Source organism: Allobosea sp. 05T439, from assembly GCF_056396005.1.
In genome coordinates this window covers 135543-149412 of sequence record NZ_JBFTKP010000001.1, presented here as the reverse complement: position 1 = coordinate 149412, position 13870 = coordinate 135543, and the positions used below count along the sequence as shown (strand labels likewise).

General features: G+C 66.6%; 15 protein-coding genes. 8 read left to right on the top strand and 7 right to left on the bottom strand.

Features of this window, described 5'->3' with window-relative positions; genetic code table 11:
- Nucleotides 1–297 precede the first annotated feature (297 nt).
- On the bottom strand, nucleotides 298–1233 hold the full coding sequence (locus AC1DIO_RS00660; protein ID WP_441504378.1) for a polyprenyl synthetase family protein: 936 nt from the start codon (nucleotides 1231–1233) through the stop codon (nucleotides 298–300).
- Nucleotides 1234–1313: 80 nt separating this feature from the next.
- On the opposite strand from AC1DIO_RS00660, the gene mtgA reads away from it, so the two are divergent.
- Complete coding sequence (gene mtgA / locus AC1DIO_RS00655; RefSeq protein ID WP_441487961.1) at nucleotides 1314–2033, top strand: monofunctional biosynthetic peptidoglycan transglycosylase; 720 nt, start codon at nucleotides 1314–1316, stop codon at nucleotides 2031–2033.
- Nucleotides 2034–2152: 119 nt separating this feature from the next.
- Nucleotides 2153–2338 (top strand): 50S ribosomal protein L32, encoded by a 186-nt coding sequence (gene rpmF, locus AC1DIO_RS00650; protein WP_043233137.1) that lies wholly within the window; start codon nucleotides 2153–2155, stop codon nucleotides 2336–2338.
- Nucleotides 2339–2534: 196 nt separating this feature from the next.
- On the opposite strand, the gene AC1DIO_RS00645 is transcribed toward rpmF, so the two are convergent.
- On the bottom strand, nucleotides 2535–2735 hold the full coding sequence (locus AC1DIO_RS00645) for a hypothetical protein (protein ID WP_162768306.1): 201 nt from the start codon (nucleotides 2733–2735) through the stop codon (nucleotides 2535–2537).
- Between the two features lie 177 nt (nucleotides 2736–2912).
- On the opposite strand from AC1DIO_RS00645, the gene AC1DIO_RS00640 reads away from it, so the two are divergent.
- Nucleotides 2913–4604, top strand: coding sequence for an EAL domain-containing protein (locus tag AC1DIO_RS00640; RefSeq protein WP_476853003.1), 1692 nt, complete (start codon nucleotides 2913–2915; stop codon nucleotides 4602–4604).
- Between the two features lie 95 nt (nucleotides 4605–4699).
- On the opposite strand, the gene phaR is transcribed toward AC1DIO_RS00640, so the two are convergent.
- The gene (phaR, locus tag AC1DIO_RS00635) at nucleotides 4700–5296 is read right to left on the bottom strand and encodes a polyhydroxyalkanoate synthesis repressor PhaR (RefSeq protein WP_441504379.1); all 597 of its coding nucleotides are present in this window, start codon (nucleotides 5294–5296) and stop codon (nucleotides 4700–4702) included.
- Between the two features lie 299 nt (nucleotides 5297–5595).
- Here phaR and AC1DIO_RS00630 point away from each other — a divergent pair, with 299 nt between their 5' ends.
- Genes AC1DIO_RS00630 through phbB form a run of 3 tightly spaced genes read left to right on the top strand, consistent with a single transcriptional unit; the run spans nucleotide 5596 to nucleotide 7755 of the window.
- Nucleotides 5596–6774 (top strand): acetyl-CoA C-acetyltransferase, encoded by a 1179-nt coding sequence (locus AC1DIO_RS00630; protein ID WP_476853002.1) that lies wholly within the window; start codon nucleotides 5596–5598, stop codon nucleotides 6772–6774.
- A gap of 9 nt (nucleotides 6775–6783) precedes the next feature.
- Complete coding sequence (locus AC1DIO_RS00625) at nucleotides 6784–6999, top strand: DUF1737 domain-containing protein (protein ID WP_476853001.1); 216 nt, start codon at nucleotides 6784–6786, stop codon at nucleotides 6997–6999.
- A gap of 33 nt (nucleotides 7000–7032) precedes the next feature.
- The gene (gene phbB / locus AC1DIO_RS00620; protein WP_441487967.1) at nucleotides 7033–7755 is read left to right on the top strand and encodes an acetoacetyl-CoA reductase; all 723 of its coding nucleotides are present in this window, start codon (nucleotides 7033–7035) and stop codon (nucleotides 7753–7755) included.
- A gap of 104 nt (nucleotides 7756–7859) precedes the next feature.
- On the opposite strand, the gene catB is transcribed toward phbB, so the two are convergent.
- From catB to pdxR, 4 genes are all read right to left on the bottom strand, one after another.
- Nucleotides 7860–8492: a type B chloramphenicol O-acetyltransferase gene (gene catB / locus AC1DIO_RS00615; protein WP_476853000.1), complete on the bottom strand. Its 633-nt coding sequence runs from the start codon at nucleotides 8490–8492 to the stop codon at nucleotides 7860–7862.
- A gap of 132 nt (nucleotides 8493–8624) precedes the next feature.
- Nucleotides 8625–9845: a histidine kinase gene (locus AC1DIO_RS00610; RefSeq protein ID WP_476852999.1), complete on the bottom strand. Its 1221-nt coding sequence runs from the start codon at nucleotides 9843–9845 to the stop codon at nucleotides 8625–8627.
- A gap of 31 nt (nucleotides 9846–9876) precedes the next feature.
- Nucleotides 9877–11169, bottom strand: a complete 1293-nt coding sequence (locus tag AC1DIO_RS00605) for an adenylosuccinate synthase (protein ID WP_113517094.1) — start codon at nucleotides 11167–11169, stop codon at nucleotides 9877–9879.
- Between the two features lie 209 nt (nucleotides 11170–11378).
- The gene (pdxR, locus tag AC1DIO_RS00600) at nucleotides 11379–12797 is read right to left on the bottom strand and encodes a MocR-like pyridoxine biosynthesis transcription factor PdxR (RefSeq protein WP_476852998.1); all 1419 of its coding nucleotides are present in this window, start codon (nucleotides 12795–12797) and stop codon (nucleotides 11379–11381) included.
- 95 nt (nucleotides 12798–12892) lie between these two features.
- Here pdxR and AC1DIO_RS00595 point away from each other — a divergent pair, with 95 nt between their 5' ends.
- Together AC1DIO_RS00595 and AC1DIO_RS00590 are read left to right on the top strand one after the other, a co-directional pair.
- Complete coding sequence (locus AC1DIO_RS00595; RefSeq protein ID WP_441487970.1) at nucleotides 12893–13321, top strand: cupin domain-containing protein; 429 nt, start codon at nucleotides 12893–12895, stop codon at nucleotides 13319–13321.
- Nucleotides 13322–13332: 11 nt separating this feature from the next.
- Nucleotides 13333–13785, top strand: a complete 453-nt coding sequence (locus AC1DIO_RS00590) for a carboxymuconolactone decarboxylase family protein (protein ID WP_476852997.1) — start codon at nucleotides 13333–13335, stop codon at nucleotides 13783–13785.
- The last annotated feature ends 85 nt before the right edge of the window (nucleotides 13786–13870 follow it).

The window sequence follows — 13870 nt, the reverse complement described above, 5'->3', positions numbered from 1 at the left end:
TGTCCTGGATGCGAGCCTTCGTGGTGAAGCGGTCGAATACCCTGCCACTGCGCGGGGAGGCCGGGCAGGGGCGAAACGTGCATAGAGATCGCTCGCGGGTTTTATAGGGCAGCAGGCCTGCCCGCGGCACTGCGCCCGCCAGGTGGGGTGGGTGTCAAAATTGCCGGGTCGGCCGGGCGAGCGGCTGCCCTCCGTCCGTGGGCATGTCCTGCGGCGCAGAGTCCATGCCTAATGCGGAGCTGCATGCTGCCGCCCCACGCAAAACTGCGTGGATGTCATCGCTGCGGAGCTCGGGCCCTAGTTCTGCCGCGTCGCTGCGAACCATGCCGCAGCCCGCAGCATCGCGGCCTCCTCGCCAAAACCCGACACGGCCGCGACGGCCTCCTCGCAGAGCCGGTCGCGCTCGCGCTTGGCGCCGGCGAGACCGAGCGCGCTGATCAGGGTCGCCTTGCCCTTGTCCTGGTCCTTGGCCGTGGCCTTGCCCATCTGCTCCTGGCTCGCCTCGACGTCGAGGACGTCGTCGGCCACCTGGAAGGTGGCGCCGACTGCCCGGCCGTATTGCCCAAGCGCGGCAAGGGCGGCCTCATCGGCGCCGCCGAGGCGCGCACCGATCTCGACGCTGGCCGCCAGCAGCGCCCCCGTCTTCATCGCCTGCAGTCGACGAATTTCGTTCTCGGCCAACGCGTTCGAGCCCGGGTCGAAGCGTCCCTCCGCCGCGAGATCGAACATCTGGCCGCCGACCATGCCGCCGAGCCCGGACGCCCGGGCGAGGCAAAGCACCAGCGCCGCGCGGACCGCACCCGACTCGTGGGTGGCTGGGTCGGCAAGGACCTCGAAGGCGAGCGTCTGCAGCGCATCCCCGGCCAGGATCGCGGTTGCCTCGTCGAAGGCCCTGTGGACCGTCGGTCGTCCGCGGCGCAGATCGTCATCATCCATCGAAGGCAGGTCGTCATGGACGAGCGAATAGCAATGCAGCAGCTCGACGGCTGCGCCGGCTCGCAAGGCCTGCGCTTCGCTGGCCCCGAAGAGCAGTGCCGTCTCGACCGTCAGGAAGGGCCGCAGGCGCTTGCCACCGCCGAGCGCGCCATGGCGCATGGCCGCGAGCAGCCGTTCGGGGCGCGCGATCTCGCCCGCTCCCGGAACAGCCTGGAGCAGACCGTCGAGGAGGGCCTCGATCGCATCGGCCGTCTGTGAAAGACGGGCCGGAAGGGCGTCATCTGCGGCGGAACTCATGCGCTGATCTCGCGTTCGCAACGGTGGCGGGGGCTTGCCGGATGGGGGCGGGATCGTCAAGTTGCGGGGGCATGGCGGTCATGGCGGGTCACGAGCAAACGCGGCGGCGAGGAATTGTCGGCCGCGCATTGGGGTGGTGTTTTCGCATCCTCATCGGGCTCGCCGTTGTCCTGGCGCTCGGGCTGCTGATCTTTCGGTTCATGCCCGCTCCCTCGACGCTGATGCTCGCGCGCTGGCTGAGCTTTCAGCCGGTGGAACGGCAATGGGTGCCGCTCACGCAGATTTCGCCTTCGCTGATCCGCGCCGTCATCGCCGCCGAGGACCAGCGCTTCTGCAGCCATTCTGGCGTCGACTGGATCGAGCTCAACGCCGTGCTCGATGATGAGGATGGCCCGAGCCGCGGCGCTTCGACGCTGACCATGCAGACKGCTAAGAACGTCTTTCTCTGGCCGGGGCGCTCCTATCTGCGCAAGGCGCTCGAGATTCCGCTCGCGCTCGTGATCGACTTCGCCTGGCCGAAACAGCGGATCATCGAGGTCTATCTCAACGTCGCCGAGTGGGGCGATGGCGTTTTCGGCGCGGAAGCCGCCGCCCAACGCCATTTCCGCAAGCCTGCCGCCCGCCTGAACACTGGCGAGGCTGCACGGCTCGCCGGTGCGCTGCCGAATCCGATCCTGCGCAATCCCGCCAAGCCGAGCCGCGGCCTGCAATCGGCGAGCGGGCGAATCCAGCGCCGTATGGCGCAGCTCGGATCGCTTGGGGATTGCGCCGTGCCTTCCGGCATGAAAGATGTCGATTAGGCCTAGTCATCCCCTCTGCGAGCGTGTATGGCCATCGCCTCACGAGATTGATCCGTCGTCGTGGCGGTGGCGTGGCTCTGCGGCCTGCGCTTCCGGACGGCGGCACGATGGAGAGTACAATGGCCGTTCCGAAGAGAAAGACTTCGCCGTCGAAGCGCGGCATGCGCCGCTCCGCCGACGCGCTGAAGCAGCCCACCTATATCGAAGACAAGAACTCCGGCGAACTGCGCCGTCCGCACCATGTCGATCTGAAGAGCGGCATGTATCGCGGTCGCCAGGTGCTGAAGGCCAAGACCGAGGCCTGAGCCCCGGTTGTAGGCTTGCGAGTCTAGGAGCCGGCCGCGAGGCCGGCTTTTTCTTTGGCCAGTTTCCGCCGGCGCCTGCCAGGCCCTCTGCCGAGGAGCGATCTGTGATCGCGTCTCGATGGATGTCTCCGGTGCGGCTTCCGGATGATCCATCGGGACACCGCTGTCATGCGGCTCCTCGGCAGAGGGCCTGGCCTCACGCGACCAGGCGCTGCCGCTTCCTTCCGGCGCGCTGTGCCTGGGCCTCGTAGCGCCGCGCCGCGACCTGCGGCGTCTCGCGCGCCCGGCGCGCGAACGGACCGATTTCGGCGTGACTGGCCGCGATCTGCAGCAGCAGCATCGTCGATGCATCGGGAAGCGCCTGGTGGCTTCTCGCCCCGTATTGCTGATCCCGCATGTGCCACTCCGGAACGCTAGGGTTGCGCTGGAGGTAAAGTTGCAATCCAGGGGCCGGCCTTAACCGGGCGTTAAGCCAGAAACCTGCATCGTTTCGAAACATCTCCCGATCTCGTTCGGCCAGGACGGCACGACGCCAAAGGTGTCCCGCGGCCTGCGCCTCTAAGGCCCTGCACCGATGCCTGCGCCATCGATCCTGAGTACCCGTGACGAAACGATCGTCGACCCGCGCAGCCTGCTCTCCTCGATCGGCGAGGTGGTCTACAGCTGGGACATCGCCAGCGATTCGCTGAACTGGGGTCCGAACGCCGCCGAGGTTCTGGGACCGATTCCGGTAGCTGCGATGAGCCGCGGTCTCGCTTTCGCCGGGCTGGTGGAGCCGGGTAGCGGCCGCAGTCGCTACGACGCGATCTTCTCGACCGGCGGACAGGACCATGGCGAAGGTGCGATCTACCGCACCCGCTACGCAGCCGATCTCGGCGGCCGCAAGATGTGGATCGAGGATGCCGGCCGCTGGTTCGTCGGCATCGACGGTCAGCCTGCCATGGCGCGCGGCGTGCTGCGCATCGAGCGCTCTGTGCGGCCCGACGAGCTTACCGCGCAGAGTCGCGACGTCTGTGACCGCGGAGCGCTGGTCGAGCGCCTCGAAACATCGCTGCAGGAGCATCTCGCGGCGGAGCGACCGGTAGTCGTGCTGATCGCGGCGATCGACGAACTCGCGCGTCTCAACGATGATTTCGGCCATGAGGCCACCGATGAGATCATCGGCGTGGTCCAGGAAAGGCTGCGCTCGGTGATGCGCCGACGCGACCATCTGCTGCGCTATTCCAGCAATCGCTTCGCCATCCTGCTCGCAGGCTGTCCGCAGAACCAGATCGAGCCGGCGGCGCGGCGCTTCATCAAGGCCGTCGCACAGTCCGCGATCGAGACCGGGCGCGGCATTGCGCTGGTGCGTCTGCGCGTCGGGGCGGCCGTCGCGCCGGATCTCTCGCGCCATGCCGGTACGCTGGTCTCGGCCGCTGAGAACGCCCTTGCCGGCGCCAAGGCGGGCGCGGTCGATACCGTCGTCATCGCACGTCAGCGCGAGTTGCGTAAGCCGGCGCCGGACCACAGCGGATTCGATATCCAGGCCCTCGCGGCACTGAACGAACGCCGCGTCCGGCTGGCGCTGCAATCCGTCGTGGAGGCCAGAACGCGCGAGGTTGCCTTCCACGAAGCGCTGCTGCGGGTCGGCCATGGATCGGAAGGGCTGTTCTTCTCGGCGGCAGAGCTGATTCCGCTGCTCGAGCGGCGCGGGCTCGTCCGGCTCTTCGATCACCGCGTGCTTGAGCTCGCCGTCGAAATGCTCGCGGCCGATCCGAACATGACGCTCTCGATCAACGTCTCGCCGCGCTCGCTCGGCGATCCGGAATGGCTCGACGCCTTCCTGGCCTGCACCCGCTCATCCCGCGGCCTCGCCGGGCGGCTGATCGTCGAGATCACGGAGACTGCGACGATCGAGGATCCGCGCCGCCTGGCCCGCCTGCTCGGCAAGATCAAGGATCAGGGCGCACGCATCGCGATCGACGATTTCGGCGCCGGCCACACCTCGCTGCGGCATCTGCGCGCCTTCCCGATCGACATCCTGAAGCTGGACGGCGCCTTCACGCAGAACCTGCGACGTTCGACCGATGACCGCTTCTATGTCCGCACGCTGATCGACCTCGCCCGCCATCTCATGGTCGACACTGTCGCCGAATGKGTCGATGACGAGTTGCAGGCGACCATGCTCACCGATTGGGGCGTGACCTATCTGCAGGGGCATCTCGTCGGCAAGGCCGAACTCTGGCAGCCTGCGGTGCCCTCAGAGCTGCATCGGGCGGTGGGCTGAGCCGAGGCAGGGAGCGGTCTCGGGCAAGCGATCGGCCCGAGACACTCTTGATCAGGACGGGCCCGGGGCAAGCCCGGGCCTGGGGCATTGCCCGCTCACTTCGTCTTGGCGAGCTTGTCCAGCCGGTCGCGCATCTCGGAGAGTTCCCGCTTCAGGTCGCCGAGTTCGTCGCCCTTGCCGGCGGCTGGCGCTGCATCGCCCTTCGGCTGGCCGGAGGCTGCTGCGGCAGCAAAGGGGTTGAACAGCCGGAAGGCTTCCGTGAACATCGCCATATTGGCGCGGGTCTGGGCCTGGATCGCGTCCAGCCCGGTGCCGCCGAAGGCGCCGCCGGTAAAGGCCTTGCCCATCATGTCGCGGAACTGGTTCTGGTCCTTCGTGAGATTCTCCATGGAGAACTCGAGATAGCGCGGCACCAATGCCTGCATGCTGTCGCCGTAGAAGCGGATCAACTGGCGCAGGAAGGTGATCGGCAGCAGATTCTGCCCGTCCTTGCTTTCTTCGTCGAAGATGATCTGGGCCAGCACGGAGCGCGTGATGTCCTCGCCGGACTTGGCGTCGTAGACCACGAAATCCTCTCCGCCGCGGACCAGGCCCGCCAGATCCTCGAGGGTGACGTAGGAGCTCGTGCCCGTGTGATACAACCTGCGATTGGCGTATTTCTTGATGACTGTCGGTTCTTTTTCGCTGGCCATCATACCCTGCATCGCGTTGATCCGGGCCTGACATTTCAGGTCCAGCGGAACGATCCTCCCGGCAACGATAACCTGTCAGCCGCATGCTGCAAGTTTTTTGAACGTTTTTCAATCAATCTTACCAAGCGGAACGGCGGGAGGGGCGAGCCAGTGCTGCGATGCAGCACGGTCACCGGCACCCGATCCGCGCTCTCCCTCTCTTGGCCGGCTTGACGCGGCCGCGGCAGCCTTCGAAGGTGAGAGCCGAACCTGGTGGCCTGTCCCTGGCGAGCCATCACGACAACAGCGAGGAACTCTCCATGGCCGATACTGACATCGTAATCGTCGGCGCAGCGCGCACGGCGGTCGGCGCCTTCAACGGCGCTTTCGCCAACACGACGGCACACGATCTCGGCGCTGCCGCGATCAAGGAGGCGCTCGCCCGCGCCAAGGTCGAGGGCGGTGAGGTCAATGAAGTCATCATGGGCCAGATCCTGACCGCCGGTCAGGGCCAGAATCCGGCCCGACAGGCTGCGATGAAGGCCGGCATCCCGCAGGAAGCGACCTCCTGGGGCCTCAACCAGCTCTGCGGCTCGGGCCTGCGCGCGGTCGCCATCGGCCTGCAGCAGATCGTCAATGGCGACGCCGACATCATCGTTGCCGGCGGCCAGGAATCGATGTCGATGTCGCAGCATGCCGCGCATCTGCGTAACGGCACCAAGATGGGCGACACCAAATTCATCGACACGATGATCAAGGACGGGCTCTGGGACGCCTTCCACGGCTACCATATGGGCACCACTGCCGAGAACGTCGCGACCAAATGGCAGATCAGCCGCGAGGAACAGGACAGGTTCGCCGTCGGCTCGCAGAACAAGGCCGAGGCTGCGCAGAAAGCCGGCCGGCTCAAGGACGAGATCGCTCCCTTCACCGTCTCGACCCGCAAGGGCGATATCGTCGTCGATCAGGACGAATATCCCCGTCACGGGGCGACGCTGGAGGCCATGGCCAAGCTGAAGCCAGCCTTCTCGAAGGACGGCACGGTGACTGCCGGCAACGCGTCTGGCCTCAATGACGGCGCTGCCGCTCTCGTCCTGATGACCGCCAAGGAAGCAGCCAGGCGCCGTCTTACCCCGCTCGCCCGCATCGCCTCCTGGGCCACTGCCGGCGTCGACCCGGCCATCATGGGCACGGGCCCGATCCCGGCGACGCGCAAGGCACTGGAGAAAGCCGGCTGGAAGATCGGCGATCTCGACCTCGTCGAGGCCAATGAGGCCTTCGCGGCGCAGGCGCTCGCGGTCAACAAGGACCTCGGCTGGAACCCCGATATCGTCAACGTCAATGGCGGCGCGATCGCGATCGGCCATCCGATCGGCGCCTCCGGCGCGCGCGTCCTGGTCACGCTCCTGCATGAAATGGCCAAGCGCGACGCCAAGAAGGGGCTCGCCACGCTCTGTATCGGCGGCGGGATGGGTGTCGCCATGGCGGTGGAACGCTGAGCCTTCACCATGGCGAAGCAGACGACGCTCTATCGCTATCTCACGGGGCCCGATKACGCAGCCTTCTGTCATCGGGTCTCGGAGGCCTTGAGCAGAGGCTGGGAGCTCTATGGCCCCCCGACCCTGACTTATGACGCCAAGGAACAGCGCGTCATCTGCGGCCAGGCCATCATCAAGGACGTGGACGGGCCCTATTCGCCCGACCTGAAGCTCGCGGAACAATAGCTCAAAAGACCAAAACGAAGAGGGGACAACCAGATGACGAAGGTMGCGTTGGTCACGGGGGGGACGCGGGGTATCGGCGGAGCGATCAGCCGGACCCTGCAGGCGGCAGGCTACAAGGTGGCGGCCAACTATGCCGGCAATGACGAGGCGGCGGCCAAGTTCAAGGCGGAAACCGGCATCCCGGTCTATAAGTGGGATGTCGGCGATTACGATGCCTGCACTGCCGGCATCGCAAGCGTCGAGGCGGAGAACGGGCCGGTCGACATTCTGGTCAACAATGCCGGCATCACCCGCGACGGTTTCTTCCACAAGATGACCAAGGACCAGTGGTCCGCCGTCATCCGCACCAATCTCGATTCGCTCTTCAATATGACGCGGCCGGTGATCGAGGGCATGCGCGGGCGCAGCTTTGGCCGCATCATCGTGATCTCGTCGATCAACGGCCAGAAGGGCCAGATGGGCCAGGTGAACTACTCCGCGGCCAAGGCGGGCGATATCGGCTTCGTCAAGGCGCTTGCCCAGGAGAACGCCAACAAGGGCATCACCGTCAATGCGATCACGCCCGGCTATATCGGCACCGACATGGTCGCTGCCATGCCGGAGGAGGCGCTGAAGCGCGTTGTTGCCGGTATTCCCGTCGGCCGGCTCGGCAAGCCCGAGGAGATCGCCCAGATGGTCGCTTTCCTCGCTTCCGATCACGGTGCCTTCACCACCGGCGCGACGTTCGCGGTCAATGGCGGGCAGTATATGGCGTGAGCGTGTTCGGGCTGTCGGCGCGAGCCGCGCCGACAGCCCTCAAGTCGAGGCGCCCGCGGCAAACGCGGCTTCGGCCTGGCGATGAGGGCAGGCGGGATGCGCCTTTACGCTGAGGCTTCCTGCCAGCGCCGGTACAGCCCGGCGATGTCGTTGGAGCAGAACAGATCCATGCCGTCCCTGATCTGCTCCAGCGGCCAATCCCACCAGGCCATCTCCAGCAGCATGACGATGTCGGCTTCGGTGAAGCGCGTGCGGATCGGCCTGGCCGGGTTGCCGCCGACGATCGAGTAGGGCTCGACATCCCTGGTGACGAGGGCACGGCTGCCGATCACGGCACCATGGCCGATCCGGATGCCCGGCATGATCATCGCCTCCGCACCAATCCAGACATCGCTGCCGACCACGGTGTCGCCGGCCGGCCGGAAGGCGTCGCGCGCACCGGCGAATGCAGGTTCTTCCGACATGTAGAAGAAGGGGAAGCTGGAGACCCAGTCGTTCCGATGCCCCTGGTTACCGGCCATCATGAAGCAGGCGCCGGTCCCGATCGAGCAGAAGCTGCCGATGATGAGCTTGTCGACATCGGCGAGGTCGGGCCGCAGATAGCGGGCACAGTCGTCGAAGGAATGCCCGTGATAGTAGCCGGAATAGTAGCTGTACCGACCGACGATGATGTTGGGGTTGGTCACCTGTTCCGACAGAAGCCTGCCCTTGAACGGGCCTTCAAAGGCGTTCGCCATCCCGGCGTGCTCCCGTCGTTCAGCGCAAATCCAGCGAGATTGAAGCGGGCAGATGACCCAGAGCGATCGAAGGGAAATCCGGGAACCGCTCCGGGGCTTTACCGATCGGTGCCCGCGTCTCTTCTTCAGTGCCTAGCGCCAGCGTCCGAAGGCATCGTCAAGCGTCTGGCTGCCCGAGACACCCTTCTCGAAGGTGATGATGCCGCGTCGTCCGGACGCGAAACGCAGCGGGATGTCGATCCAGCTGCGCGTCTGCATCAGCTCGATATTGCGGTCGATTTCCACCGGCACATTCGAGAGCGCGGCCACGAAGAGATTGTCGCCGAGCGCGGAGGCGATGGCGGAGAGTGGTGCGCCCCGTTCGTTCTCGTCGGTCTTGAGCTGCGGCACGCCGACCTCGCGGATCGCGTCGGTCGTGGCATCACCTGTCCGCGTGAAGCGCAGGCCAATGATATGCGAGGCCGGGAAGGCGCTGTCGGTATTGCGGCGGATGGTGAAGTCGAGGCTCAGGCCGGCATCCGGTACCTCGACACTCGCACGCACGATGGTCTCGACCGGGCGACCCTGCCCGGCGCTCTCGCTGTCGAGCCGCCAGACGACCCGGCCATTGACGGCTTTCGGCTGCTGCGGGGTTTCCGGCACCTCGGTGTAGAGAATGGCGCGCTGGGCGACGGCGATCTCGCTGCCTTGTGAGGCTGTCGCGCCACCAGGCCGTGTGGCCGGTCCTGCGCCTGTCGCTCCGGCATCGCCGACCCGGTCGTTCAGCTTGCCGGCGCTGTCCGGCTGCGACTGCTGGACCTGCGCCTCGGTCCGAGGGCGCTGCGCCGCCGTGTCGGAGGGATTGACCTTGTTGACATAGAAGGCAGTCGCCGCGATCGCGACGACCGCAAGCGCGACGCCTCCGCCGACGATCGCGGTGCGGATATGACCGGGATCGACGCGGCGTTCGCGCGGAGGAGCGACGCGTGGGCGGACCGGCTGCGTGTCGACCGGCTCCTGGCTGTCGACCGAGCGGCTTTCGAACGGGTCGATGACGGGGCTCGCCCCGACCTCCTCATGGGCCATATCGGCCGGCAGAGCAGGCTCAGGCTCTGGTTCCGGAGCGGGGCGGATCGTCGTCGTGGCGGGGCGCTGGGTCTCAGCCTCGTCGTAATCGGCCTCGACACGCGACATCGCCTCGTCGAGCGCCAAGCGCTCGCGCATGATCTCGGCCTCGCCGACCGGTGGGTCGAGACTCCGCAGCTGGGCGACCAGAGCTGTCCGGGCGCGGTCATAGACCGCGCGGCGCGCTTCCGGGGACTTGTCGGGCAGCCCGGCGATCGCGCGCGCCAGGATGGGATAGAAATCGGCCATTGGCCTCAATTGTCCGTGTTGGGCTCGCCCGTCAACCCTCGAAAGGATTGTGGACGAGGATGGTGTCGTCGCGCTCGGGGCTGGTCGAGAGCACGGCGACAGTGGCGCCGATCAGCTCCTCGATGCGGCGGACATATTTGATCGCCTGGGCCGGCAGGTCCGCCCATGAACGGGCATTGGCGGTCGAGCCTTCCCAGCCTTCGATCGTCTCATAGATCGGCTCGACGCGGGCCTGATCGCTCTGGCCGGCAGGCAGATGCTCGAGCACGGCGCCGTCGAGGCGATAGCCGATGCAGACCTTGATCTCCTTGAAGCCGTCGAGGATGTCGAGCTTGGTCAGCGCGATGCCGTCGATGCCGGAGGTCTTCACGGTCTGGCGCACCAGGCAGGCGTCGAACCAGCCGCAGCGGCGCTTGCGCCCGGTGACGACGCCGAATTCCTTGCCCTTCTGGCCGATCAGTTCGCCGGTCTCGTCAAAGAGCTCGGTCGGGAAGGGGCCTTCGCCGACGCGGGTCGTGTAGGCCTTGGCGATGCCGAGCACATAGCCGACCGCGGAGGGGCCCAAGCCGGAGCCGGTCGCGGCCTGGCCGGCGACGATGTTGGAGGAGGTCACGAACGGGTAGGTGCCGTGGTCGACATCGAGCAGCGCGCCCTGTGCGCCTTCGAACAGGATGCGCTTGCCGGCGCGGCGCTCGGAATCGAGCAGCGCCCAGACCGTGTCGGCATAGGGCAGGACCTGCGGCGCGACCTTGGTCAGCTGCTCGAGCAGCTCGGAGGCATCGACCTCGCCGATGCCGAGCCCGCGACGCAGCGCGTTGTGATGGGCGAGCAGGCGCTCGATCTTGGCCTTCAGGATCGCGGGGTCCTTGAGGTCGATGACGCGAATCGCACGCCGGCCGACCTTGTCCTCATAGGCGGGGCCGATGCCACGCTTGGTCGTGCCGATCTTCAGCCCGGCATTGCTGGTCTCGCGGAAATGGTCGAGCTCGCGGTGCAGCGGCAGGATCAGGGTCGCGTTGTCGGCGACGCGCAGGTTCTCGGGCGAGATCGCGACGCCCTGGGCGCGCAGCCGCTCGATCTCCTCGACGAGATGCCAGGGATCGACCACGACGCCATTGCCGATGACCGAAAGCTTGCCGGGGCGCACGATGCCGGACGGCAGTAGCGAGAGCTTGTAGACGACGCCGTCGATGACGAGCGTATGGCCGGCATTGTGACCGCCCTGGAAGCGCACCACGACATCGGCCTGGCTCGACAGCCAGTCGACGATCTTGCCCTTGCCTTCGTCACCCCATTGGGCGCCGACCACCACCACATTCGCCATCGGACTGGTATCCCTGCCTCGTTGCCGCAAGCGCCGCGCACATGAAAAACCCCGACGCAAGGCCGGGGTTTCGGGGCAAGTCCTTGCAAGCCCTCATGGGCCAACATTGCGGCAAGGTCAAGATTGACCGCGTGCCGGAGAGGCGGCTGTCCGCACGGAGTTGCGCGCATCGGGCCTGATCCTGCGACCATCTGACACTCGCGCGCGGATCACCTGCCATCGAGCCGCACGAGTTCGATCAGCCTGGCGCAATCGGCCGCAATCCGCCGTTCCGCCAAATTGGTGATGCCCAGCAACAGGCCGCGGCGCTCGGGCGGCTCCGCATACCAGGGCGAGAGCGGCACCGGCGCGATCCCGAAGGGCAGGGCGCGCAAGGCGATGTCGAAATCGTCAGTGCCGGGCGGCAACTCCATCCGTACGGACAGGCCGCCGGTGGCATGGATGGCGAAAGCCCCTTCTGCGGTCTCCTGCAACTGCTGGAGCAGCAACTCGCGCCGTGCGCTGTAGAGCCGCTTCATGCGGCGCAGGTGGCGCAGATAATGGCCCTCGGCCAGGAAGCTGGCCACGGCATGCTGAAGCGCGGCGGACGGAGCCGGCGCGAGACAGGCGGCAATCGTGCCGAAGGCCTCCGCGACGGCGGCCGGAACCACCAGGAAGCCGAGCCGCAACGCCGGGCTGATCGTCTTGCTGAAGCTGCCCGCATGCAGGACGCAGCCATCCTGATCGAGCGAGGCGAGCGCTGGCGCTGCGCGTCCCTTGAGCTGCAACTCGCTGAGATAATCGTCCTCGACGATCCAGGCCCCCGCTTGCCGGGCCCAGTCGAGCAGAGCCAGCCGGCGTGCCAGCGACAGCGTCACCCCGAGCGGAGCCTGCTGCCCCGGGGTGACGACGGCCAGCGCCGCCTTCGGAGCGCGCCGTATGCCCTCGGTGACCGACAAGCCCTCGCCATCGACCGGCACCGGAATGGTCGTCATTCCTGCAAGCTGGAGGGCGCTGCGCGTCAGGGGAAAGCCGGGTTCTTCGAACCAGGCTGAGCGACCCTCGAGGCGTAAGGTACGGATGATGAGACCGAGCGAACCCGCAAAGCCGTTGGTTACCAGGACCTGGGTCGGCGTGCAGCGAATGCCGCGCGCGATGGCGAGATGGGCGGCGATCTCGCGACGCAGGTCCGGATGCCCGCGTGGATCGGGATAACCGACCGGCGCGACCGCGGCCTTCCGGGCAGCGCGCACCATCACCCGCGACCAGAGGGTGATGGGGAAGGCATCCTGCGCCGGAACGCCCATCTGGAAGGCGAGCGGTGCGTTCTCAAAATCGGGGAACAGCTCAGGAAAGGGCGGCCTGTCTTTGGGTTGCTCGGCTGCCGCCAGCACCGGCATCCTGTCCGCGACGTGCGTTCCGGCGGCGCCCTGCGACAGGATCCACTGCTCGTCGCTCAGCCTCTCATAGGCGGCCCTGACCGTTCCGCGGGCGATGCCAAGCTGCGCGGCAAGATCGCGCCAGGACGGCAGGCGCGCCCCGCCGGCGAGCTGGCCCTCCCGGATCGCATCGCGAATGGCGGCGTGAATCTGCAAGGCGAGCGGCGCCTTGGCGCTGCGGTCGATCTGGATGCGGAGCGGAGCGGTCATCACATCATGGTATAGCCGTTTCTGTCGATCTTGGTGCTTTCTCATGCATCATCCGGCGCGCATTCTCCTGCCATCGAAATGAACGGAGAACGGAGATGAGCTTTCGAGCCTCTGCAGCCGGCGCGGCCCTGCTTGCCGCGCTMGCCCTTCCCGCCATCGCCTCGGCTCATTCGCCCAGGCCGGGCGGAGAGACGGTCAAGCCGGTATTCCGGCAGGCGATTCCCAACATTCCCGGCAAGAGCCTGGTCAGCGTCGAGGTGACCTACAAGCCCGGCGCGGCCTCGACCCCGCACCATCATGCCGGTTCGGCCTTCATCTACGCCCATGTGCTCTCGGGTGCGATCCGCAGCCAGGTCGATGACCAGCCGGCCCGGGTCTACCGGACCGGCGAGACCTGGTTCGAGGTGCCGGGCGCGCACCACACAATCAGCGAGAATGCCAGCAAGACCGAGCCGGCGCGCCTGCTCGCCGTCTTCATCGTCGACAGCACCGAAGAGGTGCTGACCACTCCCGATCACCAGTGAGGAGCGACCCCATGACCCAGCGTCTCGATTACACCAGCGTTTCGCCTGCCGGCATGAAGGCTCTTGGCGGAGTCTATGCTCATGTCGGCCAGTCCGGCCTCGCCAAATCCCTGGTCGACCTGGTCTATCTCAGGATCTCGCAGATCAATGGCTGCGCCTATTGCATCGACATGCATTCGCGCGATTTGCTCAAGGGCGGCCTTGCCGTCGAGAAGCTGGTGCTGGTGCCGGCCTGGCGCGAGGCGCCGAGCCTGTTCTCCGAGCAGGAGCGGGCCGCCCTGGCCTGGGCCGAAACCGTGACGCGTGTCGCCGACACCACCGTGCCCGATGCGGAGTTTGCGGCCGCCTCTGCCCAGTTMAGCGAGAAGGAACTGGCCGATCTGACGATCGCGATCGGCCTGATGAACGCCTATAATCGGATGGCGATCAGTTTCCGCGCCGTCCCTGCGGCGGTGCGGCGCTGAACCCTCGAGCATCGGCCCGAAAAGTGGATGGCGGTTTTCGGGAAAGCCGATGCGAACAGGGAAAAGTTAGATCATCGGGCCGGAT

Excerpts from the sequence above, each read along its gene's own strand:
- AC1DIO_RS00660 (WP_441504378.1), bottom strand. The coding sequence starts at position 1,233 with ATGAGTTCCGCCGCAGATGACGCCCTTCCGGCCCGTCTTTCACAGACG.
- rpmF (WP_043233137.1), top strand. The coding sequence starts at position 2,153 with ATGGCCGTTCCGAAGAGAAAGACTTCGCCGTCGAAGCGCGGCATGCGC.
- AC1DIO_RS00645 (WP_162768306.1), bottom strand. The coding sequence starts at position 2,735 with ATGCGGGATCAGCAATACGGGGCGAGAAGCCACCAGGCGCTTCCCGAT.
- phaR (WP_441504379.1), bottom strand. The coding sequence starts at position 5,296 with ATGGCCAGCGAAAAAGAACCGACAGTCATCAAGAAATACGCCAATCGC.
- AC1DIO_RS00630 (WP_476853002.1), top strand. The coding sequence starts at position 5,596 with ATGGCCGATACTGACATCGTAATCGTCGGCGCAGCGCGCACGGCGGTC.
- catB (WP_476853000.1), bottom strand. The coding sequence starts at position 8,492 with ATGGCGAACGCCTTTGAAGGCCCGTTCAAGGGCAGGCTTCTGTCGGAA.
- AC1DIO_RS00610 (WP_476852999.1), bottom strand. The coding sequence starts at position 9,845 with ATGGCCGATTTCTATCCCATCCTGGCGCGCGCGATCGCCGGGCTGCCC.
- AC1DIO_RS00605 (WP_113517094.1), bottom strand. The coding sequence starts at position 11,169 with ATGGCGAATGTGGTGGTGGTCGGCGCCCAATGGGGTGACGAAGGCAAG.
- pdxR (WP_476852998.1), bottom strand. The coding sequence starts at position 12,797 with ATGACCGCTCCGCTCCGCATCCAGATCGACCGCAGCGCCAAGGCGCCG.